The sequence below is a fragment of the Sorangium sp. So ce128 genome (assembly GCF_051525245.1).
Lineage (GTDB): Bacteria > Myxococcota_A > Polyangia > Polyangiales > Polyangiaceae > Sorangium > Sorangium cellulosum_B.
This window is the reverse complement of sequence record NZ_CP150313.1, coordinates 6,117,813-6,138,755: the sequence shown is the minus strand read 5'-3', so window position 1 is coordinate 6,138,755 and position 20,943 is coordinate 6,117,813. Positions and strand designations below refer to the sequence as shown.

At 73.5% G+C, this 20,943-nt stretch carries 16 protein-coding genes; 11 read left to right on the top strand and 5 right to left on the bottom strand.

Annotation, left to right across the window (positions count from 1 at the left end; all coding sequences use genetic code 11):
* Complete coding sequence (gene ileS / locus WME82_RS23185) at positions 1 to 3,864, top strand: isoleucine--tRNA ligase (RefSeq protein WP_438044583.1); 3,864 nt, start codon at positions 1 to 3, stop codon at positions 3,862 to 3,864.
* Positions 3,865 to 3,933: 69 nt separating this feature from the next.
* On the opposite strand, the gene WME82_RS23180 is transcribed toward ileS, so the two are convergent.
* Positions 3,934 to 5,019 carry an aldo/keto reductase gene (locus WME82_RS23180; protein ID WP_438044582.1) on the bottom strand — a complete coding sequence of 362 codons (1,086 nt, stop codon included), beginning with the start codon at positions 5,017 to 5,019 and terminating at the stop codon, positions 3,934 to 3,936.
* A gap of 133 nt (positions 5,020 to 5,152) precedes the next feature.
* Between WME82_RS23180 and WME82_RS23175 the strand changes: the two genes are divergently transcribed.
* Positions 5,153 to 6,001 carry a helix-turn-helix domain-containing protein gene (locus tag WME82_RS23175; RefSeq protein ID WP_438044581.1) on the top strand — a complete coding sequence of 283 codons (849 nt, stop codon included), beginning with the start codon at positions 5,153 to 5,155 and terminating at the stop codon, positions 5,999 to 6,001.
* A gap of 261 nt (positions 6,002 to 6,262) precedes the next feature.
* The gene (locus WME82_RS23170) at positions 6,263 to 7,525 is read left to right on the top strand and encodes an AAA family ATPase (RefSeq protein WP_438044580.1); all 1,263 of its coding nucleotides are present in this window, start codon (positions 6,263 to 6,265) and stop codon (positions 7,523 to 7,525) included.
* 16 nt (positions 7,526 to 7,541) lie between these two features.
* On the opposite strand, the gene WME82_RS23165 is transcribed toward WME82_RS23170, so the two are convergent.
* On the bottom strand, positions 7,542 to 8,234 hold the full coding sequence (locus WME82_RS23165; protein WP_438044579.1) for an HAD family hydrolase: 693 nt from the start codon (positions 8,232 to 8,234) through the stop codon (positions 7,542 to 7,544).
* A gap of 136 nt (positions 8,235 to 8,370) precedes the next feature.
* Here WME82_RS23165 and WME82_RS23160 point away from each other — a divergent pair, with 136 nt between their 5' ends.
* Both WME82_RS23160 and WME82_RS23155 read left to right on the top strand, forming a co-directional pair.
* Positions 8,371 to 10,314 (top strand): hypothetical protein, encoded by a 1,944-nt coding sequence (locus WME82_RS23160; RefSeq protein ID WP_438044578.1) that lies wholly within the window; start codon positions 8,371 to 8,373, stop codon positions 10,312 to 10,314.
* A gap of 33 nt (positions 10,315 to 10,347) precedes the next feature.
* Entirely contained in the window at positions 10,348 to 12,822 is a 2,475-nt protein-coding gene (locus tag WME82_RS23155; protein ID WP_438044577.1) for a hypothetical protein, read from the top strand.
* Between the two features lie 19 nt (positions 12,823 to 12,841).
* On the opposite strand, the gene WME82_RS23150 is transcribed toward WME82_RS23155, so the two are convergent.
* Complete coding sequence (locus WME82_RS23150; protein ID WP_012236862.1) at positions 12,842 to 13,396, bottom strand: 3'-5' exonuclease; 555 nt, start codon at positions 13,394 to 13,396, stop codon at positions 12,842 to 12,844.
* Positions 13,397 to 13,704: 308 nt separating this feature from the next.
* Here WME82_RS23150 and WME82_RS23145 point away from each other — a divergent pair, with 308 nt between their 5' ends.
* A complete protein-coding gene (locus WME82_RS23145; RefSeq protein ID WP_438044576.1) occupies positions 13,705 to 14,772 on the top strand; it encodes a serine/threonine-protein kinase in 1,068 nt (355 codons plus the stop codon).
* A gap of 153 nt (positions 14,773 to 14,925) precedes the next feature.
* Positions 14,926 to 15,492, top strand: coding sequence for a hemerythrin domain-containing protein (locus tag WME82_RS23140; RefSeq protein WP_438044575.1), 567 nt, complete (start codon positions 14,926 to 14,928; stop codon positions 15,490 to 15,492).
* Between the two features lie 148 nt (positions 15,493 to 15,640).
* Here WME82_RS23140 and WME82_RS23135 read toward each other — a convergent pair whose 3' ends face one another.
* Both WME82_RS23135 and WME82_RS23130 read right to left on the bottom strand, forming a co-directional pair.
* Entirely contained in the window at positions 15,641 to 15,994 is a 354-nt protein-coding gene (locus tag WME82_RS23135; protein WP_438044574.1) for a DUF2752 domain-containing protein, read from the bottom strand.
* A gap of 123 nt (positions 15,995 to 16,117) precedes the next feature.
* On the bottom strand, positions 16,118 to 17,554 hold the full coding sequence (locus tag WME82_RS23130; RefSeq protein ID WP_438044573.1) for a zinc ribbon domain-containing protein: 1,437 nt from the start codon (positions 17,552 to 17,554) through the stop codon (positions 16,118 to 16,120).
* 602 nt (positions 17,555 to 18,156) lie between these two features.
* Here WME82_RS23130 and nuoE point away from each other — a divergent pair.
* From nuoE to nuoK, 4 genes are read left to right on the top strand one after another with little or no spacing between them, the layout of a single operon-like run.
* Entirely contained in the window at positions 18,157 to 18,639 is a 483-nt protein-coding gene (gene nuoE, locus WME82_RS23125) for an NADH-quinone oxidoreductase subunit NuoE (RefSeq protein WP_044965469.1), read from the top strand.
* Positions 18,640 to 18,643: 4 nt separating this feature from the next.
* Positions 18,644 to 19,996: an NADH-quinone oxidoreductase subunit NuoF gene (gene nuoF / locus WME82_RS23120; RefSeq protein ID WP_437747648.1), complete on the top strand. Its 1,353-nt coding sequence runs from the start codon at positions 18,644 to 18,646 to the stop codon at positions 19,994 to 19,996.
* Positions 19,993 to 20,634, top strand: coding sequence for an NADH-quinone oxidoreductase subunit J family protein (locus WME82_RS23115; protein ID WP_438044572.1), 642 nt, complete (start codon positions 19,993 to 19,995; stop codon positions 20,632 to 20,634). The genes nuoF and WME82_RS23115 overlap by 4 nt, the downstream gene beginning before the upstream one ends.
* Positions 20,631 to 20,942 carry an NADH-quinone oxidoreductase subunit NuoK gene (gene nuoK, locus WME82_RS23110; RefSeq protein WP_272093012.1) on the top strand — a complete coding sequence of 104 codons (312 nt, stop codon included), beginning with the start codon at positions 20,631 to 20,633 and terminating at the stop codon, positions 20,940 to 20,942. The genes WME82_RS23115 and nuoK overlap by 4 nt, the downstream gene beginning before the upstream one ends.
* Position 20,943 lies beyond the last annotated feature (1 nt).

The following is a 20,943-nucleotide window of genomic DNA, read 5'->3' as shown; positions in this document are numbered from 1 at the left end:
ATGTCCGAAGCGTCCTCGAAGAAACCGACCGACGGCCCGCCCGAGCCCCTGTTCGACAGGGTGGCGACCGAGCTGAACTTCCCCGCCGACGAGGCGAAGATCCTCGCCTTCTGGAAGCAGCGCCGCATCTTCGAGAAGACGCTCCGCGCCGAGACCCGCGCCACCGGCCCCTCGCGGGGCACGTTCGTCTTCTACGAGGGCCCGCCGACCGCCAACGGCATGCCGCACAACGGCCACGTGCTCACGCGCGCCGTGAAGGACATCTTCCCCCGGTACAAGACCATGCGCGGCTACGACGTGCCGCGGAAGGCCGGCTGGGACACGCACGGGCTGCCGGTCGAGGTCGAGGTCGAGAAGGAGCTGCGCATCCACGGCAAGGCCGACATCGAGCGGTACGGCGTCGAGCCGTTCATCTCGCGCTGCGTCGACTCCGTCTTCCGGTACACCGAGGCGTGGGAGAACCTGACCGACAAGATCGGCTTCTGGGTCGACCTCGACAGCGCCTACGTCACTTACCACCGGAGCTACGTCGAGAGCGTCTGGTGGGCGCTCTCCCAGCTGCACAGGAAGGGGCTGCTCTACCGCGGCCACCGCGTCTGCTGGTGGTGGCCCCAGGGCGGGACGGCGCTCAGCGCGGCCGAGGTCGGCTCGAACTACAAGACGGTCGACGACCCCAGCGTGTTCGTCGCGTTCCCGCTCGTCGACGAGCCGGACACCGCGCTCTGCGCCTGGACGACGACCCCGTGGACCTTGCCCTCGAACGGCTACGCCGCGGTCCGGCCCGAGTTCGATTACGTCGTCGTGGACGCGGGCGCGCCCGCGGGGGGCGCGGCGCCCGTGGCCGGCAAGCTCATCGTGGCCGCGGCGCTGCGCGAGGAGCTCGCCAAGAAGTTCAAGCGGGACCTGCCCGTCCTCCGCGAGCTCAAGGGGAGCGAGCTCGTCGGCAAGCGCTACCGCCCGCCGTTCGACGCCTTCGCGAGGTCGCTCGAAGGCGCCTCCCTGCGCAGGAAGGACGGCGAGGCAGAGCCGCTCTACTGGGTCGTCCTCGGCGCGGATTTCGTCACGCTCGACTCCGGCACCGGCGTCGTCCACGTCGCGCCCGCCTTCGGCGAGGACGACTTCAACGCGCACCGGCGGCGGATCGCGGAGCTCGCCGAGCCGGGCGTCGACGTCCCGATGCTCTGCGCGGTGCGGCCGGACGGCACGTTCGAGCCGGGGCTCACGGCGTTCTCGGGCCTCTGGGTGAAGGACGCCGATCCGCTGATCATCAAGGATCTCGCGGCCCGCGGGCTGCTCGTCCACGAGGAGAAGTACCGCCACGACTACCCGTTCTGCTGGCGCGCGGACGACGATCCGCTGATCCAGCTCGCGCGGCCGGCCTGGTACATCAGGACCCGGGACAACATCGACAAGGCGATCGCCAACAACCGCGCGGTCCACTGGCACCCGTCGCACATCCAGGAGGGCCGCTTCGGCGACTTCCTCGCCAACAACGTGGACTGGGCGCTCTCGCGCGAGCGGTACTGGGGGACGCCGCTCAACGTCTGGGTCTGCGCGAACGACGAGGAGCACCAGCTCGCCCCGGCCTCGGTCGCCGAGATCGAGGCGCTGAACCCGCGCGCGTTCGACCACTTCCGCGACGCCAAGAAGGCCGACCCCGGCCTGAACGAGCACCTCATCGTCCACAAGCCGTGGATCGACAAGGTGACGTTCCCGTGTCCGAGCTGCGGCGGCGAGATGCGCCGCGTGACCGAGGTCATCGACGCCTGGTTCGACAGCGGGAGCATGCCGTTCGCGCAGTGGGGCTACCCGCACGCGGAGGGCTCGAAGGAGCTGTTCGATCGCGCGTTCCCGGCGGACTTCATCAGCGAGGCGATCGATCAGACGCGGGGCTGGTTCTACTCGCTGCTGATGGTCTCGACGCTGGTCTTCGACGAGGCGACGCAGGAGAAGCTCGGGCTGTCGCGGGTCCGGAGCTACCCGCACCCGTACCAGACGTGCGTCGTGCTCGGGCACGTCGGCGACCGCGAGGGCAAGAAGGAGAGCAAGTCGAAGGGCAACTACACGCCGCCCGAGGTCATCCTCGAGCGCGTCCGGATGGAGTTCGCGGCGGCCGACGGCGCCGACGCCGGGCTCGGCGCGGCGAAGGACGGCGTCGCGATCATCGCGCGCGAGGACTACGAGGGGCTCGATCTCACGGGCGACTCGGCGAAGGTGCGGGTCTACCGCGCCGATCGCGAGGGCGCGGCGATGACGCTGGAGCTCAGGCCCACGACGGGCAACAAGCGCCTCCCGCGCCGCATCGTCGCGCTCTCCCGCGGAGACCTCGACCGCCTGGGCCTCTCGCCGGCCGACAAGGCGCTCTCGGTGATGCCCAACGACGTGCCCAGGCTGCCGCAGGACCAGCGCGTCTTCATCGAGGACCCGGCGACGCCCGCGCCCGGGGCCGACGCGTTCCGCTGGTTCTTCTACGTGTCCTCCCCGCCGTGGACGAACACGCGCCACTCGCTCACGAACGTGCGCGCGTACCAGAAGGAGTTCGCGGTCAAGCTCCGGAACGTCTACTCGTTCTTCACCATCTACGCGAACATCGACGGCTTCTCGCCCGCGGAGGGGAACCCGGGCGCGACGGACACGTCGCCCGCGGCGCTCGCGGCGAGCGCCGGCTACCGGCCGGCGCGGGAGCGGTCGCTCCTCGACCGGTGGATCCTGTCGGAGCTCGCGCTCTCGACGCGGGAGGTGACGGCGCACCTCGACGAGTACCGGCTGTACGAGGCGGCGCAGCGGCTGGTCGATCTCGTGGACGCGCTCTCGAACTGGTACGTCCGCCGGAGCCGCGCGCGCTTCTGGGCCCCTTCGATCGGAGACGCCCTGGAGATCGCCCCGGGCGCGGTGCGGGCGGCCCAGGACAAGCGCGACGCGTACTTCACGCTGTACGAGGTGCTCGTCGCGCTCGCCAAGCTGAGCGCGCCGTTCACGCCGTTCCTCGCCGAGGCCATGTACCAGAACCTCGTGCGGCGGCCGTGGCCCGCGTCGCAGCCGGAGAGCGTGCACCTCGTGGCGTTCCCCGAGGCGGACGCCGCCGCGGTGGACGAGCCGCTCGCGATCGAGATGCGCGCGGTGCGCGAGCTCGTCTCGCTCGGCCTGCAGGTGCGCACGGCGAACAAGCTCAAGGTGCGGCAGCCGCTCTCGCGGGCCGACGTCGTGCTGTCGCAGCAGGGGCTCGCGGCGGCGCTCGCCGAGCACGTGCCGCTCATCGCCGAGGAGCTCAACGTCCACGAGGTGCGCTTCCTGAAGCCCGGCGAGGAGGGGAGCGCGGTCCGCTACGTGCTCAAGCCGAACTTCCGCGCGCTCGGGCCGAAGCTCGGCAAGAAGGTGCAGCTCGCGAAGCAGGTCCTGGCGAAGGCCGACGCGGCGGCGCTCCGCGCGGCGCTCGCGACCGAGGGCAAGATCGCGATCGCGCTCGACGGCGAGCAGGTCGAGCTCGGCCCCGAGGAGATCGACGTCGCGGTCGAGGCGGGCGAGGGCTTCGCGGCGGCCGGCGGCCGCGCGGGGGTCGTCGTGCTGCACACGGCGCTCACGGACGCGCTCCGCGACGAGGGGCTCGGCCGGGAGATCCTCTCGCGGGTGCAGGGGCTGCGCAAGGAGCTCGACCTCGGCTTCACCGAGCGGATCCGGCTCGCGCTCGACGGGGGCGAGCGGGCCCGCAAGGTCGCCGAGGCGGCGCGCGAGATGCTCATGCAGGAGGCGCTCGCCGCCGAGCTCGTGCTGGGCGCGGCGCCCGCGGCGTGGGGGCAGGCCGAGCGGCGCGAGGTCAACGTCGACGGCGAGCCGCTCGCGATAACGCTCGCGCGGACGGCGTGAGGGCGCCGGGGGGGCGCTGCCGCGACGGAGACTCGGACGAGCGCCCCCGCCCGGGCGCTCGGCGCGTGCTCAGTACCGCTCGCCGTCGTTCTTCGGCGCCATCGGCCACGCCGGCCCGCTCTCGCCGTTGATCGTCGTGCCGCCGTTCATGAACGCGCCGGCCAGGCGCAGGAAGCCGGCGGGGAAGTCGAGCGTCGGCGCCGAGAGCGCGTCGAGCGCGGCCACCTGATCGGGCGCGAGCTTCACCTCCAGGGAGGCGAGGTTGTCGTCGAGCTGCGCCAGCGTGCGCGCGCCGATGATGGTGGAGGTGACGCCCGGCCGGGCCACCACCCAGGCGAGCGCCACGCGCGCCGGCGTTGTGTCGAGATCCCGGGCGATCTCGACGAGCTTGTCGACGACGGCGTACGCCTTGTCGGTGAGCGCGGAGAGCACGAACGGGCCACGATCGGCCTTGTGCTTGCCGGCGTTCTCCCGCGTGTACTTGCCGGTGAGCACCCCGCTCTTGAGGGGCGACCAGGGCGTGACGCCGAGGCCCAGCTCGCGCGCCATGGGGAGGAGCTCCCCCTCCACCGTGCGCTCGAGGAGCGAGTGCTCGATCTGCAGCGCGATGAACTGCGCCCACCCGCGGAAGCCCGCCAGGCCGTGCGCCTGCGCCACCTTCCACGCCGGCGTGTCGGAGACGCCGACGTAGCGGACCTTGCCGGCCGCCACCAGATCGTCGAGGGCCCGCACGGTCTCCTCGATGGGCGTGTTCCTGTCCCAGACGTGCATCCAGTAAAGGTCGATGTAGTCGGTCTGCAAGCGGCGCAGCGACTGCTCGCACTGCGCGAAGATGGCCTTCCTCCCGGCGCCTCCGCCGTTGGGGTCGCCGAGGTAGAGGTTCGCGGTGAACTTGGTGGCGATCACCGCCCGGTCGCGCTTGCTCGGGTGGCGACCCATGTGGTCGCCGATGATCTTCTCGGAGTGGCCCCTGGTGTAGGCGTTGGCGGTGTCGATGAAGTTGCCGCCGCGCTCGATGAAGCGATCGAGGATCGCCTCGGACTCCTTGACGCTGGATCCGAAGCCGTGATCTTCGCCAAAGGTCATGGCGCCGAGGCACAGCGGGCTGACGCGCAGGCCGGAGCGGCCGAGGGTGACGTAGTGGTCGAGGTTCATCGTGGTCCTCCTGGGGGTTCGGGCTGAAGAGCCCTCGCTGGACCGCACCGTGCGCCCGTGCCGGCGTGCAATCTTGGAGGAAACGGCCGGGACGGGGCCGGGTGGGTTGATGGCAGTCCGAGGCGAGCCCACGATGGCGAACGTGGTGGGATCGATCGAACAGGCCATCGCGCGGCGCGCCCCGCATCCGGAGGCCGGCGCGCCGGCGTCGCGTGTGCTCCGCAATTTCGTCGTCGCCGTCCGCGCCAGCGCGCCGCCGATCACGAACCTCGACCTGCTGCCCGACGGCACGACGTCGCTGGTCTTCCGCCTGCTCGACGCGGACCGCGCCGACATCGTCGTCCTCGGGCCCAAGACGCGCGCCGTGTACAAGCGCGTGCCGCGCTTCCTGCTCGCGGTGCAGGTGGTCTTTCGACCCGGCGGCGCGTACCCCTTCTTCGGTGTGCCGATGGACGAGCTCGCCGATCGCATCGTCCCAGCGCGCGATCTCTGGGGCCGACGCGCCGACGCCCTGCTCGAGCAGCTGGTGGCGGTCGGGACCGGCGTCACGCGGGACCCCGCGCGAGCTCGCCTGGAGGTGATCGAACGCGCCCTCGAAGGCCGCATGCTCGGTCCCGACGTGTTCGAGCCCGCTTCGGCGGCCGTCGCGCGCGCCGCGCTCCGGAGGCTCTCGCTCGGAGGGATCACCGTGGAAGAGACGGCGAGCGCGCTCCACGTCAGCCCGCGGAACCTGCGGCGCGCCTTCGTTGCGACCGTCGGCGTCTCGCCGAAGCAGTACGCGCGCATCGCCCGCTTCCAGCGCGTCGTCTCGAACGCGCAGATCGCCCGCGGGTCGTGGTCGGAGATCGCCCTCGCGAGCGGGTACTGCGATCAGCCGCACCTGGTCAGGGAGTTCCGTGAGCTCGCGGGGCTCTCGCCGGTGGCGTTCATGAAGCGACGCTCGACCGGCGAGATCAGCGGCTCCGGCGGAAGCCGTGGGTGAACGCTCCAGGGGCTCCAGGGCGTTCGAAGAGAGCGCGTGGGTCGCGGGGCTCCGGCGCGATTACGTGCCGGGCCTTACGATCCTGCGGGTGTGACCGCCTCGCATCGCGGGGCGGCGCTCCTTCGGCAAGGATCTTGTTGCGGACATCGCTGGCGAGGCGTTCGATGATCCTCGTCGGGTGGGGCGCATCGGAGATTTTCAGGACGGTACCGAGACCGAGGGCCGCGCATCGCCGGCCCGTGACGGGCGATGGCCTGCCCGGTGGACGTCCTCGAAGCGAGGCTCCGCGCCGCGATGATCACCCACGTCTACGTCAGCAACTACGGCAGCGTCGGCGCTGGGCTCGAGCTCACGCTCGGGTCGCTGACCGCGCTCGTCGGTCCGCCGGGCTCGGGCAAGGGCTGCCTGCTCGACGCGGTGCGGTTCCTCGCCGAGTGCGCCAACGGGGCGTTCGATCTGGCGGCGGCGAACCGGCGCGGCGCCGGCGCGCTGGAGGGCGCGCGCGGCGACGGCGCGCTCACCACGCTCGGGGTCGCGGTCTCCAGGACCGAGGGCCACGGGTTCTGGCTCGTGCAGCTCGCGCCGGGAGAGCGGGAGGGCGAGGCGCGCGTCAAGAGCGAGACGGCCGCGTGGTGGCAGCGCAGCGCGCTCACGCGGCTCGTCAAGCCGGGCCTGCGCGAGGTCTTCGACGCCGGCAGCGACGCGCCCGAGGTCTCCTTCGACCGGCTGAAAGGCAGCCCGAAGGGGTTCTCGCGCAAGGACAAGGGGCGCAGCGGCACGCTCGCGTACCGCGGCGTCGCCCCCATCGCCGTGAGCGGCACGAAGCTCGTCCTGCCGCTGCTCTCCGATGGACCGCTCACCCCGATGCTCGACGAGCTGCGCCGGGCGGTCCTCTACTCCCTCGCGCCGCGCACGCTGCGCTCGCCCCAGAAGCTCAGCGCTTCCCGGCGCCTCAAGGCGAGCGGCGACAACTGGGGCTCGGTCCTCCGCGCGCTCGCGAAGGAGCGATGGCAGGACGAGTTCCTCGCCGGGCTGTCCCAGGTGATCGGCGACGTCGACGGCGCCCGCGCGTCCTCGTCCGGCGGGTTCCTCGTCCCGGAGCTGCGCCACGGCGTCGACGGCGACGGGCGCGAGCGCTGGCGGGCCGCCGCGGACGAGCCGGACGCCACGCTGCGGCTCGCCGCCATGGTCACGGCGCTCTCGCAGGAGCCCCCGCTCGTGCTCGCCGGCTTCGAGCACCCCGACGCGGGCGTCGATCGCGCCGCGCTCCCGGCGCTCCTCGAGTACCTGCGCGGCGCGTCCGCCCAGCGCCAGCTCCTGCTCACGACCGAGAGCCCCGCGCTCCTCGATCTCCTGCCGCCCGACGCCGTCTACTCGGTGGAGCGCCGCGACGGCGCGACCGCCGCGTCGTCCATCGACGAGGCGCAGCGGAGGGCGCTCCGGGAGCGGCTCGGCGCCCCGGAGAGCCAGCGCTCGGTGGCCGCGCGCGCGGCGCGCGCCGGGCGCCCGCCCGGTGCCTCCTGAGCCCGCCCGAGCGCCGCTACGACGCGAGCCGCTCCCCCGGCGGCGCGAGCGGCGACGCGCCGTAGCGCGCGAGGAGATCCTCCGGATCGAGGTAGATCGCCGCGCACCCGGCCTCGAGGAGCTCCATTTCAGGGAAGCCTCCGCAGAGGAACCCCACCGAGAGGAGGCCGAGCTTCGCCGCGGCCTCGGCGTCGGACGGCGCGTCGCCGACGAGCACGACCTCGCGAGGATCGACGCTGCCGAGCCGGTCGAGCGCCGCCTCGAGGACGTCGGGGCGTGGCTTCGACCTGTCGGCGTCGTCGGCCGATACCGTCCACGAGACCAGATCGCCCACCCGGGCGAGCTCGACGCTGGCGTCGAGCTCGCCGCGCGGCGTCGGCGAGGCGAGCACGATCCGGCGCCCGTCGCGCACGACGCGCTGGAACAGCTCGCGCACGCAGGGGAACGCCCGGGCGCCCGGGAGGAGCTCGCGCCCGTAGATCTGGTCGCGCAGCGAGGAAATCCCGGCGCCGATCCAGCCGAGCTCCTCGGGCGAGAGGAACGTCTGCAGCAGCTGGTCCGCGCCCTTGCCGACCTGGCTGCGCAGCTTCTCCCGCGGGACCTCGCGGCCGAACCGCCGGAAGGCCTGCTGCCAGGCGGCCGCGTGCAGATCGACGGTGTCGAGGATCGTGCCGTCGACACCGAAAATGACGGCGCTGACGCTGACCATGGCGCGACACGTGGCGCAGGGCGGGACGCACCGCCATCGGAGGGCTCCCGACGGCCCCTCCGCGCCGCGCCGGCTGCGCTCGGCCGGAGTCGCGATAGACTGGCCGGGGAGGTCGAGCGGGCAGGGCGATGACGACATGAACAGGCGGCTGTCTGCACTCGCGGTCCTCCTCGGCGGGCTGCTCGGCCCGGCCGGCGCCGCAGCGGCCGAGCCCGCGCTGATCGCGGTCGATCTGGACGACGACGACGCCGACGGCGTGCCGGACGGCGAGCAGCCTCGCGCGCCGCCCGCCCCGGAGCTCCTGGCGCTGCGCGCGCCGCGCGGCGCGAGCCAGGCGCCCGCGGCGATCCCCGCCGGCCTGCGGCTCCTCGTCGACGGCAGCCCGGTCAAGCCCGGCGCGGCGATCCCCGCGGGCGCCCGCCGCGTCGAGATCCAGGCGGTCCGCGCCGGGCGCAGCGAGATCGCGCTCTTCGGCGAGGCGCGGACGATCAGCGCGTTCGAGGTCCGCGCGATCGACGGGGCCGGGCGGCGCATCGACATGGCGCGCTCCCACGCCTCGCTGCAGCGCACGCCCCCGGACCGGCTCGGCGACGATCCGTTCGCGAACCTCGACGATCCCGACGCGATCCGGCTGCTCGTCATCGGCGCGCCGGAGGATCTGCCGCTCACGCTGGACATCCACTCCGCGGCGCCGTCCGGCGGGGCGATCGATCGCCTCCCCGACGTGCCGCTCGGCCACGTGCGGTGCCCGGAGGACGTGCCGCCGGGCCTCGTGTGCGGATCGACGCGCCCCCTCCGGGTGGTCGCGGACGACATCGATCGCAACCACCCGATGATCGTCGATCGCTCCGTGAAGGGCGAGGTCGGCGGGGCGCTCGTCGTCGCCCTGCCCGGCGGGCCGAAGATCCAGATGATCCGCGTCGCCGGCCCGCGCGCCTCGCCGCTCGGGCCGCTCGGGCGCACGCGCGCGCGCCTCCGGATCGTCATGGTGCGCCCCCGCGCCGGCGGCCCGCCGCCGATGGGCGGCGACGACGCGGGCGCGCTCGCCATCGCGCGCGCGGAGGTCGAGCGGGCGAACGCCCTCTGGGGCGCGTGCGGCGTGAGCTTCGGCCCGCCCGAGGCGCTCGACGTCACCTTCGTCGATCCGCCGCGCCCGCACCTGCTCGCGATCGGCTGCGACCACGGCCTGCCGGCCAGCGGCGGCGCGATCCGGGTGCGCGTCGACGGCCACGAGGTCACCGCGGCGATCGCGCCCCGCGCGCGCCCCGACGCGGCGGCCCGGGCCGTCGCCGCGGCGATCGGCGCGGCGGGGTTCTCGGTGCGCCTCTCCGACAACCCGGCCATCGGCGCGGGCGCCTACGGGACCACCGACGTGCTCGTGCGGCGGCCGGGCGGCGCGCTCGCGACCATCGAGCCGCCGGCGGCGGGCGCGCTGAGCACCGACGCGACGCTCACGGCGTGCATCGGCGCCGTGGACCTCGACGACGGCCTCCAGCACTTCAGCGACACGGACGCGATCGCCGGCACGGTCGAGGAGCGGGCGCTGCTCAAGGCGTTCGACGACGGCGATCCCTCGACCGTCGACGTCGTGATGGTCCCGAGCTTCGCGGGCGGCGGGCGGATCGGCGAGTCGTTCATCTTCGCCGACGGCGGGGCGATCCGGAACACGATCATCGAGGATCGCGCCGGCCTGCGCGCGGATCGCGCGTCGTTCGCGCTGTCGCACGAGCTCGGCCACGTGCTGCTCGACGAGCCGGGGCACCCGGACGATTTCGGGATCGACACGCCGACCCGGCTGATGGACGCCGACGCGGCCAACGCCTCCGCGTACGGGCCGCGCCGCATCACCGTCGACGAGTGCGCGCGCGCGATCAGACAAAGCGGCGCGGCGGCGCCGCGCCTGGGCCAACAGAGCGGCGCGGCGGCGCCGCGCCTGGGCGGGCACCCGCCGCGCGGCGCGAAGGGCGCTCCGGCGGGGGCCGAGGCGGGGGCGCAGGGCGGCGCGCCCGGGTTCCGGCCGAGCGGCCCTGTGCCGCTGCTCGCGCCGTGGCCGCTCGCCCCGCTCGGTCGAGAGAGGTGAAACGCCGCTTCGCGCTGTGGTAGGAGCGGGCCCATGCGGGTCCCCCAGCGGAGCGGCCTCTTCAGCGGCGTCGCAGCCCTCGCGTGCGCCTCGGTCCTGCTCGAGATCTCGCTCGCGCGGATCTACGCGGCGCTGTTCGGCGAGATCCACGCGTTCCTCGCGCTCTCGCTGTCGCTCGTCGGCGCGGGCGTGGGCGGCGCGCTGCTCTACGTCGTGCCGTCGCTCGCCCGCCCGCCGGCGCTCTTCGCCCGCATGGCGACCCTCGCCGCGCTCGCGTCGGGCGCGACCCTCGCCGCGGTCATCCTGCTCGCGCACCGCGAGCCCCTGTCCGTCCCCGCGCCGGGGTCGCTCCCGTGGCTCGCGCTGTGTTACGCGGCCTCCACGGTCCCGTTCGCGCTCGCGGGCCTCGCGCTCGCGGCCGCGATCCGGCACGCGGCGCCGGAGATGCCCCGGCTCTACCTGCTCGATCTCGTCGGCGGCGCGCTCGGCGGGCTCGCCGCGGCCGGCGCGCTCCGCGCGGGCGCGCCCCGCGCCGCGCTCGCGGCGGCGATCTTCTTCGCAGTGGCGGGCATCTTCTTCTACCTCGGGTCGCGCTGCTGCGAGGGCGAGGAGCGGGCGCCCGGCGGCCTCGTCGCCACGTTCGTGCTCGGCTCCTTCGTGCTGCTCGCCGGCGACGTCGGCGCCCCGTGGCTCCGGCTCGCCGGCATCCGCCGGGCGTCGCCCGACCGGACCGAGCACGAGGCCTGGACCGAGCGCTCGCTGATCTCCGTCGATCGACCGAAGGCCGGCGCGGCGCTGATGCGGCTCGGCGGCGCCGCGGCGAGCCCGATCCTCGACGCGAAGGCGACGCCCCCGCCGCAGCCCGAGGACATGGCGTACGCGCTGCACAAGGACCAGGGCCCCGCGCTCGTCGTCGGCGCCGGGGGCGGGCGCGACGTGCGCGCCGCGCTCAAGGCCGGGCAGAAGGACGTTGTCGCCGTCGAGGGCGACCGCGGCGTCCTCGAGGTGATGCGCGGGAGGTACGCCGCTTTCAGCGGCAACCTGTTCGACAAGCCCGAGGTCCACCTCGTGGTGGGCGACGGGCGGAGCTTCGCCAGGCGCACGCCGCTGCTCTTCAGGAACATCGTGATCCCGTCGGCCGACACGGTCGAAGCGTCGACGACCGGCGCGCTCGCGCTCTCGGAGAGCCGCCTCCACACGCTGGAGGGCGTCGGGGACTTCCTTTCGCGCCTCCTGCCCGAAGGCACGCTCGTCCTGGCCCGCGCGGACGCGGATTTCGATCGGCTGCTCTCGCTCGTGACCGCGGCGCTGCGCCGCGCGGGCGTGGCCGCGCCGAAGGACCACCTCTTCGCGTGCAGCGCCGCGCAGAAGACCGCGCTGCTCGCCCGGCGCACGCCGCTCGCGCGCGAGGACGTCGACGCGCTCCGCCGCCACTGCCGCAAGCACAGGTTCTCGGAGGTCCTCGCCCCCGACCGCCCGGCGACCCCGGTCCGCAGCCTGCTCGTCGCGGCGGCCGCGCCCGCGGCGGCCGCGCGCGTCGCCGACGGCGCGGCCGCGGAGGCCGATCTGACGCCGCCCACCGACGACAGGCCGTTCTTCGCGTACACCGTCCCGGCGCGCCGCCTGCCCGCGGTGCTCGGCGACGTCGGGGCCCTCCGCGCCGGGCACACGGCCCTCTTCGCGCTCGCGCTGCTGCTCGCCGTCGGCGCGGTCCTCTCCGCGCTCGGCGTGCTGCTCCCGGTGCTCGCCGCGCGCCGTCGGCGCGGGCACCTCGCGCCGCAGGACGCGCCCGCGCAGACGGCGCGCGCGTCGACCGCGTCGTCGACGCCGTCCGCCCGAGCGCTCGCGTTCTTCGCCGCGATCGGCGCGGGGTTCGCGCTCGTCGAGCTCGCCGTGTTCCGGCACGGTCTCCTCCTGCTCGACCTGCCCGCGCACGAGCTCCCGGCCGTGCTCGTGATCCTCCTTGTCTCGGCCGGCGTGGGCGGCTACCTGACGGCCCGGGTGGCCCCGGGCGACGCGACGGCGGTCTCCGCGAGGGTGGCGGAGGCGCTCGCCGTGGCCGCGGCGCTCTCGGCGGTGGGCCTCGTGCCGCTCGCGCGGTGGGGCCTCGGGCTCGGGGCCTTCCCGCGCGCGCTCCTCGCCATCGCGCTCCTCGTGCCGTTCGGCGTGCTCGCGGGCTCGCTCGTGCCGCTCGGGGTCAAGATCGTGGACTCGGTCTCGTCGGCGCTGCTGCCGTGGTGCTGGGCGCTCTGCGCCTTCGCGGGCGCGACCGCGATGGCCCTCGGCGCCCTGTGCGCGCTGAACCTCGGCTACAGCGCCCTGCTGCTCGGCGCGGGCCTCGCTTACCTCCTCGCCGCGGCGACCGTGCCGCCCGCCGCGGCCGGGGCGACCGCCGCAAGAGACGACGAGCGAGCGGCGTCGTCCGGAGGCGCCGCCGCAAGCGAACCACCGTCCCGGGACGCCGCAGGGGTGCAGCCCGAGGCCCTCGAGGCGGCGCCGATCGCCTGAGCGCCCGGCGCCGCCGGCGTCACCGCCGCGCGGCCAGCAGGAGGTGCGCGAGCAGGCCCGCGATGTTGTGGGCGTCGTCGACGCCGCGGTGGTGCGTGCCCGCGAGCGGCAGGCCGGCGCGCTCCAGGGCCTCGGCCATCCCCACCTCCCGCGACAGCGCGTGCGTCACCGCGAAGAGGCTCTTCACGTTGAGGTGGCTCGGCCCGAACGGGAGCGGCACGCCGCGCGACTGGCACTGCCGCTCGAACATGCGCCGGTCGTAGTCGCCGTAGCTCGCCCAGAGGCGATCCTGCGCCTTGAGCTCGCTCCGGAGCGTCGCGCACGCCTCCCTGAACGACACGCCCGCGTCGACGTCCGCCTGCGTCAGCGTCGTGAGCGCCGTACAGAACGGGCTCACGCGCGAGCGCTCAGGGCGCACCAGGATCGAGCGCCGCTCCCGGCGCCGGCACGAGGCGACCTCCAGCGGGCACACGCCGATCTCGATGATCTCGTTCTCTTCGCCCGGCGGCGGGTCGCCGTCCCAGCAGGTCGCTTCCACGTCGATCACGAGAATGAGATCAAGACGCTTCGCCACGTCGTCGCCCTCGGCATGTAGTGAGGAGTACGCTGCGAAGGTAACGGGGATCGGGACACAATTTCCTTCAGGATTTTCCCGACCGTCCGGAAACGCCTTGGGCGGTTCGCTTCGTCCGGGCAAAAACCGAGTAGAAACGGGACATAAGCCGGAGGTGCACCCACACGTCATTGGTCGTTTAGGCACCCAATCCGCTTGCTTGGCGGGCCTGGTCCATGGACACTCGTCAGGTAATTTCTGACGAGGTTCTCTACGTGGATCCTGGCTCCCAACTGCGTTGCTCCTCCGGTTCGGCCAGGGAGAGGTCCGTGATCGCTGAGGCGCTGCCTGACCCTGCCGACCCGGGCCTCGGCCCAGCCGAGGAGCGACGGCTGCCGCCTCGTTCCGGGATCGTCCGCCACGCGGGCCGCGAGCGGGGGGCGCCGAAGGGGCTCCCGCCGGGGCGTGGCGCCGGGGCGGTAGGCGGGATCACCACGGGGGCCCCGGCGTGTGGGCGGCTGGCCGTCGATCCGCTCGTCGGTCGTACAGAGCACGGACTGCACATCGAGCGGCTCATCGCCGAGGGGGGGATGGGCGCGGTGTACGCGGCCCGCCGCGCCGCGACGGGAGAGCCGGTCGCCCTCAAGGCGCTCCGGCGCGTGCACGCGGGGGACTCCGGGATCGAGAGCCGGTTCGCCCGCGAGGTGCGGCTCGCCCGCCGCATCGACCACCCGAACGTCTGCCCCGTGCTCGGCGAGGGGCGCCTCGAGGACGGGCGGCCGTTCTTCGTGATGCCGCTCTTCGACGGCGTGACGCTGAGCGAGGAGGTCCGGCAGCGCGGCCCCTTGCCGATCGGCCGCGCGCTCGCCCTCGCGGACCAGATCCTCGCCGGCCTCGCGGCGATGCACGCGGCGAAGGTCGTCCACCGCGACCTCCAGCCCGGCAACATCCTGCTCGTCCCCGGGGCGCGGGGCGCCGGGGCAGGGGAGGGCGCGACGACGGTCAAGCTCATCGATCTCGGCTTCGCGCACGAGCCCGGCGTCGACACGGGCGACGGCGTGACGCCGGACAGCCCCGGGTCGCTCGTCGGCACGCTGCGCTTCATGTCGCCGGAGCAGGCGATGCGGAGCCGCGCGATCACCGAGCGGAGCGACCTGTTCGCGGCCGCGCTGCTCGTCTACTACGCCCTCTCGGGCAAGCTCCCCTTCCGGGGCCGGGGCGATCTCGACGTGCTCGTCGCGATCGTGCGGTCCGCGCCCGTGCCCCTCCGGCGGGAGCGCCGTGATGTCCCGCGCGTGCTCGACGAGGTGCTCTCGCGGGCCCTGTCCAAGCACCCCGACCACCGCTTCCCCAGCGCCTCGGCGATGCGCGACGCCCTCGCCGACGTGCCGGTGTAGCCAAGGCAGCGCTCCGCGCGCCCCGGCGCCGGCCCGCTCCTTGCCACGACGGTGCCGCCTGCACCGCGCCGCCCGGCACCGCGATCCGGGGCTGTGCACGCGCTGCTCAAGCGCGGCGGCGCGGGGCGGTGAGCTTCACGCGAGGGGAACCCCATGGACGCACTCGATCTCTTGGAGCAGCAGCATCTCGAAGTCAGCGCCCTGATGGCGCGCATCGCCGCCGAGCCCAGCCCGGGCCTCCGGACGGCGATGGTCGCGCAGCTCTCCCGGATGATCGACGCGCACGTACGCATCGAGGAGACGTACCTCTACCCGGTGTGTGCCGAGCGGATGGCCGGCGACAGGAAGCCGCTCCACGACGCGTACGAGAAGCACGGCCTCGCGCGCTTCGCGGCGGACAACCTGCTGCGCACGCGCGTGACCGATGTGCGCTTCGAGGCGCGCCTCCGGCTCCTGCGGGACATTTTCGCCCACCACGCCGACGAGGAGGAGGACATCCTGTTCCCCAAGGCGAAGCGGGGCCTGACGGACGAGCAGCTCGACGTGATCGGCAGCGATCTGGAGCGCGCTTACGAGGTGCTGCTGCGCGTCGGCGTGCCCGCGGGCGCCCCGCTCGCGCGCTCGGAGCGCGGCTGGCCCCGGCGCGGCGCCCACGCCGTGCGCTCCCTGCGGCCCGTCTCACGGCGCCGGGGCGAAGCGCTCCGCGTTCGCGGCTGCTAGAGAGCGACGGTCACCCGCTTCGGATACGGGCCCATCTCGACGTTTTCGGTGCTCAGCGCACCGGAGTGCGCTTCCGCGCCGAAAACGCCGATCTGGGCCCGTCTCCTGTGCGGGTGACCGTCGCTCTGTGTTGCATGGAGGCGACGCTCTAGACGGGGACGGGGCCGCCGAACGCGCCGAGGAAGCGCGCGATCCAGACGGCGAGCATCAGGGCCGCCAGCGCGATGCCGAGCCGCGTGACCCACGCGCCCTGCATCCCCTCGGCGGCCGCGATGCGGCCGTCCTTCACGTAGATCGCCGCGTTGTACGCGAGCGCGGCGATCACGAGCGGCGCCATGACCGGAGAGAGAGGGTGGAGGCGCAGCGCGTCGGCCACGTGGCCCTGCGCGAGGGCGAGCGTCGCGCGCGTGAGGCCGCAGCCGGGACAGGGGTGGCGGGTGACGATCGCGAACGGGCAGAGCGGGGCGCCGCACGCGACGAGGAGCCCGAGAACCGCCGCCACGGTACCGAGGCGCGCAGCGCGGCCGCGCGCGTGCGCCGCGCTCCATCGGGACAGGGCCGACGGAGCGGGGGAACGGGCTTCGGTCGAGCTGGACGGCGACACGGCGGAGGACCGCGGCGCGGGTCAGGCCGCGTTCGGGTCCCAGACCTCGTTGAGGTCCTTCGCGAGGGCGTAGAGCGGGAGGAAGACGTAGAGCACGATGCCCTCGGCCTGCTGGTTGCGCGAGCCGGCCATCTGCTTGGCCCGAGTCACCTGCTCCGGCACCTTCACCCAGAGGAAGTAGTAGTTGAGGAACGGGATGAAGAGGTACCAGGGCTTGAACTCGGGGTCCTTCGTCGCCTGCTGGAGCTCGTTCAGCATCGCCCACATCTGCCAGAGGGCGTAGAGGAAGCAGACCATCCCGATCACGCACACCGTGACCGGATTGCGGATCTCACCCTTCGCGCCCGGGGCCATCGAGCCGCCGCCGCCGTACACGCCCAGGTTGCTGGCCGCCTGGCCGAACTGGCCGGGCGCCGACATCTGAGCGCCGCCGGGCGACCCGCCGTAGCCGGGATCGCTCACGCCCGGAGGGCTGCCGTAGCTGCCGCCGGGCGAGCCGCCGTAGCCGCCGCCCGGAGGGCTGCCATAGCCGCCAGCCGGCGAGCCGCCGTAGCCGCCGCCCGGAGGGCTGCCGTAGCTGCCGCCCGGGGGGCTGCCGTAGCCGCCGCCCATCGGGTCCTGGCCCGGAGGCGGCCCGTACCCGCTGGCGCCGTGCTGCGGAGGCTGCCCGTAGCCGGGAGGCGCGCCGCCAGGCGGCTGCCCGTAGCCGGGCGGCTGCCCGTAACCAGGCGGCTGCCCGTAACCGGGCGGCTGCCCGTAGCCGGGAGGCGCGCCGCCGAGGCCGCCCATCGGGTCCTGGCCCGGGGGTGGCCCGAAAGGATTCCCGCCCGGACCGCCCTGAGGGGGCTGGCCGTAGCCTCCCTGAGGGGGCTGGCCGTAGCCTCCCTGAGGGGGCTGGCCGTAGCCGCCGGGCGGAGGAAACGCGCCGGGCGGCGCGCTCGCGGCCCCGCCCATGCCGCCGGGCGGCTGGCCCGGGGCGCCGTACCCGGGCAGCTGGTCGATCGCCATGGTGCCGCCGAGCGGGTTCACGCCCTGGGGCTGCTGGCCGAACGGCGCATAGCCGCCCGACGGGCTCGCGGCCGCGCCGCCGAAGGCCGGGCCAGACGGCTGCTGTCCGCCGGGGGACGGCGAGCCGTAGCCCATCCCGGGAGGCGGCGGGGCAGGCGGAGGCCCCGCCGAAGCGCCGAGCCCCGCCGGCGGGACGCCGACCACCGTGCCGGCGAGGCCCTGCGGCGGGCTCGGGATCGCGGCCATGCCCGGCGGCGCTCCGGCAGGAGGCGCCGGAGGCGGAGGCGCCCCCGGCGCGCGCGGACCCGCCGCGCCCGCCCCGGAGGACGGCTGACTCATCAGCATGGTGCCCTTGAACTTCGGCGCGGCTGCGCTCTTCAGGTTGTAGCCGCACTTCGTGCACGTGGACGCCGTTTCCGAGTTTTGCGTCCCACAATTCGGACAGAACACGCACCACCTCCGGCGGGGGATTCGCTGTTACGGATGTCCGCGCCCCTGCGCGTCGTAATGGGCGCCGAGGGTAGTTGAAGCGCGTTCCGGTTCTCAAGTGAAAGACGAAGAACGCTGCGGACTTCTCGGCAGGCTACGCGGTCTTCGTCAGAAAACCCAGGGAGTACCGCGTGGCCACGTGCTCCAGGCGGGGGGCGGGTCCAGGCGGGGGGCGGCGCGTCTACGACCACGACCACGAGCACGTGCGCGGGCACGGCCACCTCGGGGGGGAGCCGTCCGGTTTCTGGGCAGCGGCAGGCTTTGTGTGGTCCGCTTTATGTTTCCCCCCGGCGCGCCTTGACAGTGACCACCGTCGCTCACTAGCGTGCCCGCGCCTCGGGACGGCTCCGTACGACGGACAACCGAATGCCCGGCCGCCGGTGCGCGGGGCTGTCCGCCTCCGGCACGCGCCTCCAGATGGAGGCGCACGAGGTAGCGCCCGGTCTGCCGGGCGGACCCTCGTTGAAAGGGACCCGCGTTGCGGGGTCCCGACTGCATGTGGAAGCGGGCACGCCGCGAGCGCGGCGCGCCCAGGGAGCCAGCGGACCGTGCCAACAGCCGACATGACCGAACAATTTGCTCTGACCGCCGAGCGGCGAACCGAGTTCGAGAAGATCCTCGCGCGCTACCCGAACCGCCAGGCCGCGTGCATCCCCGTGCTCCACCTCTGCCAGGAACAGGAGGGGTGGGTCTCCGAGCGGGTGCTCCGCTGGGTCGCCGAGCAGCTCGGCCTCTCGGCGGCGCACGTCCAGGGGGTCGCGACCTTCTACACGCTCTTCAACAAGGAGCCCGTCGGCAAGCATCAGGTCTGGGTCTGCCGGACGCTGAGCTGCGCGCTGAACGGCGCGGACCAGGTGCTCCACCACTGCGAGAAGCGGCTCGGGATCCACGCCGGCGAGACCACGAAGGACGGGAAGATCACGCTGCGCACCGCAGAGTGCCTCGCCTCGTGCGGCACCGCCCCGATGATGCAGGTCGATCGCGACTACCACGAGGGCCTCACGCTCGAGAAGGTGGACGCGATCCTCGATCGGTTGACGAGGTGACGAGATGCTCCGGCTGACGCGCTATCTGACCAAGAACTACGACACGCCCGACGGCCACAAGCTGTCCGTCTACGAGAAGGGCGGCGGCTACCAGCAGGCGAAGCGCGCCCTCGGGATGACGCGCGAGGCGCTCGTCGAGGAGATGAAGGCGGCGAACATCCGCGGCCGCGGCGGCGCCGGCTTCGCGATGGGCGTGAAGTGGAGCTTCATGCCGTGGCCCCCGAAGCCCGAGCGGCCGCACTACCTCGTCATCAACGCGGACGAGGGCGAGCCCGGCACCTTCAAGGACCGCACCCTGATGGAGAAGAACCCTCACGCCGTCGTCGAGGGGTGCATCATCGGGTGCTTCGGGATCGGCGCCCACGCCGCGTACATCTACGTGCGCGACGAGCTGCACCTCTCGAAGGCGCGGCTCTGGGGGGCGATCGAGGAGGCGCGCGCGAAGGGCTACCTCGGCAAGCGCCCGTTCGGGATCGACTACCCCGTCGAGGTCTACGTCCACACCGGCGCCGGCGCGTACATCTGCGGCGAGGAGACGTCGCTCCTCAACTCGCTCGAGGGCAAGCGCGGCGAGCCGCGGCTCAAGCCGCCGTTCCCCGCCCAGTTCGGCGCGTTCGGGATGCCGACGACCGTGAACAACCTGGAGACGATCGCGGCCGTGCCCACGGCGCTCGAGCTCGGGGGCGAGAACTTCTCGAAGCTCTCCTCGCTGCACCACCTGAAGGACGGCGGCTGCCGGCTCTTCGGCGTGAGCGGCCACGTGAACAACCCCGGGATCTTCGAGGCGGCCGTCGGGGTCACGCTCCGCGACCTCATCTACGAGTACGGCGGCGGCGTGAAGCACGGGAAGCTCCTCGCGGTCATCCCGGGCGGCTCGTCGTGCCCGATCCTGCGCGCCGACGAGGTCGTCAACGCGCCGAGCGACAAGTCGCCGCTCCACCCGTGGCACGGCCAGAGCGTGCTCGACGTGCCGCTCGGCGTGGACACGTTCCGCGCGCTCGGGACGATGCTCGGGACCTGCTGCGCCATCGTGCTCAGCGACAAGGCGTGCCCCGTCCTCGCGATGCACAACCTGATGCGCTTCTACCGCCACGAGTCGTGCGGCCAGTGCACGCCGTGCCGCGAGGGCAGCGCCTGGATCCACCGGATCCTCGATCGCATCGTGCACGGCGAGGGGACGATCGAGGAGCTCGATCGGCTGCACGAGATCGCCGACAACATCATGGGCAACACCATCTGCGCCTTCGGCGAGGGCACGGCGATGCCCGCGCTCGGCTTCCTCCGGAAGTTCCGCAAGGAGTTCGAGGCGTACATCCAGACCAAGGGCCGCTCGTCGACAGGGGTGCTTACGCCGTGAAAATCTTCGAGTTCGCCTTCTTCGGGCTGGCGTCGCTGCTCGTCCTGCTCGGCGGCCTGGCCACGGTCGCGGCCAGGAACCCGATCCGCGGCGCGATGGGCCTGCTCACGTCGATCGTCGGCATCGCGGGGCTCTACCTGATGCTCTCGGCGGAGTTCCTCGCCGCGATCCAGATCCTCGTGTACGCGGGCGCGATCGTCATCCTCTTCCTCTTCGTGATCATGCTCCTCGGCCCGTCGGCGACGTCGCCGCGCGACGCCCGCACCGCGGTGCCGCGCTACGTGGGCGCCGGCGTCCTCGGGGCGAGCAGCATCGGCGCGCTCGCCCTGGTCGCGAGCGCGTCGAAGCCCGGGGTCGTGGCCGTCCCGGCCGCCCCCGAGGCGCTCGGGACCATCGAGGCGCTCGGGCACGAGCTCTTCACGAAGGGGATCGTGCCGTTCGAGCTCTCGGGCGCGCTGCTCCTCGTCGCCGTCATCGGCGCCGTCGCGGTCGCCCGCGGCAAGCAGGTCGACCCGACGCTGCTGCCCGTCGGCGAAGGCCCGAACACCGCGTCGCCGGAGCCGGGCGATCAGGGGGCCGCGCAGCCGGGCGCCCTCGCGGGGCACACCACCCTGTCGGCGAAGGAGCCGCACTCATGATCTCCGTCCCCATCGAGTACTACCTCGTCGTCGCGGCGGTGCTGTTCGTGATCGGGTCGATCGGCTTCCTGCTGCGCAGGAACCTCCTGGTCCTCCTGATGAGCATCGAGCTGATGCTCAACGCCGTGAACCTCACGCTCGTCGCGTACAACCGGGTGCACCCGCACGATCACGCCGGGCAGATCTTCACCTTCTTCGTCATCGCCATCGCGGCGGCGGAAGCCGCAGTCGGTCTCGCGATCGTGCTCGCGTTCTACCGCATCCGGAAGACGATGCGCTCGGACGACGCCGATCTCCTGAGGAGTTAGC

What these genes read in the sequence shown, in the direction of transcription:
- ileS (WP_438044583.1), top strand. Translation starts at nt 1, where the DNA reads ATGTCCGAAGCGTCCTCGAAGAAACCGACCGACGGCCCGCCCGAGCCC.
- WME82_RS23180 (WP_438044582.1), bottom strand. Translation starts at nt 5,019, where the DNA reads ATGAACCTCGACCACTACGTCACCCTCGGCCGCTCCGGCCTGCGCGTC.
- WME82_RS23175 (WP_438044581.1), top strand. Translation starts at nt 5,153, where the DNA reads ATGGCGAACGTGGTGGGATCGATCGAACAGGCCATCGCGCGGCGCGCC.
- WME82_RS23165 (WP_438044579.1), bottom strand. Translation starts at nt 8,234, where the DNA reads ATGGTCAGCGTCAGCGCCGTCATTTTCGGTGTCGACGGCACGATCCTC.
- WME82_RS23160 (WP_438044578.1), top strand. Translation starts at nt 8,371, where the DNA reads ATGAACAGGCGGCTGTCTGCACTCGCGGTCCTCCTCGGCGGGCTGCTC.
- WME82_RS23155 (WP_438044577.1), top strand. Translation starts at nt 10,348, where the DNA reads ATGCGGGTCCCCCAGCGGAGCGGCCTCTTCAGCGGCGTCGCAGCCCTC.
- WME82_RS23140 (WP_438044575.1), top strand. Translation starts at nt 14,926, where the DNA reads ATGGACGCACTCGATCTCTTGGAGCAGCAGCATCTCGAAGTCAGCGCC.
- nuoE (WP_044965469.1), top strand. Translation starts at nt 18,157, where the DNA reads ATGACCGAACAATTTGCTCTGACCGCCGAGCGGCGAACCGAGTTCGAG.
- nuoF (WP_437747648.1), top strand. Translation starts at nt 18,644, where the DNA reads ATGCTCCGGCTGACGCGCTATCTGACCAAGAACTACGACACGCCCGAC.
- nuoK (WP_272093012.1), top strand. Translation starts at nt 20,631, where the DNA reads ATGATCTCCGTCCCCATCGAGTACTACCTCGTCGTCGCGGCGGTGCTG.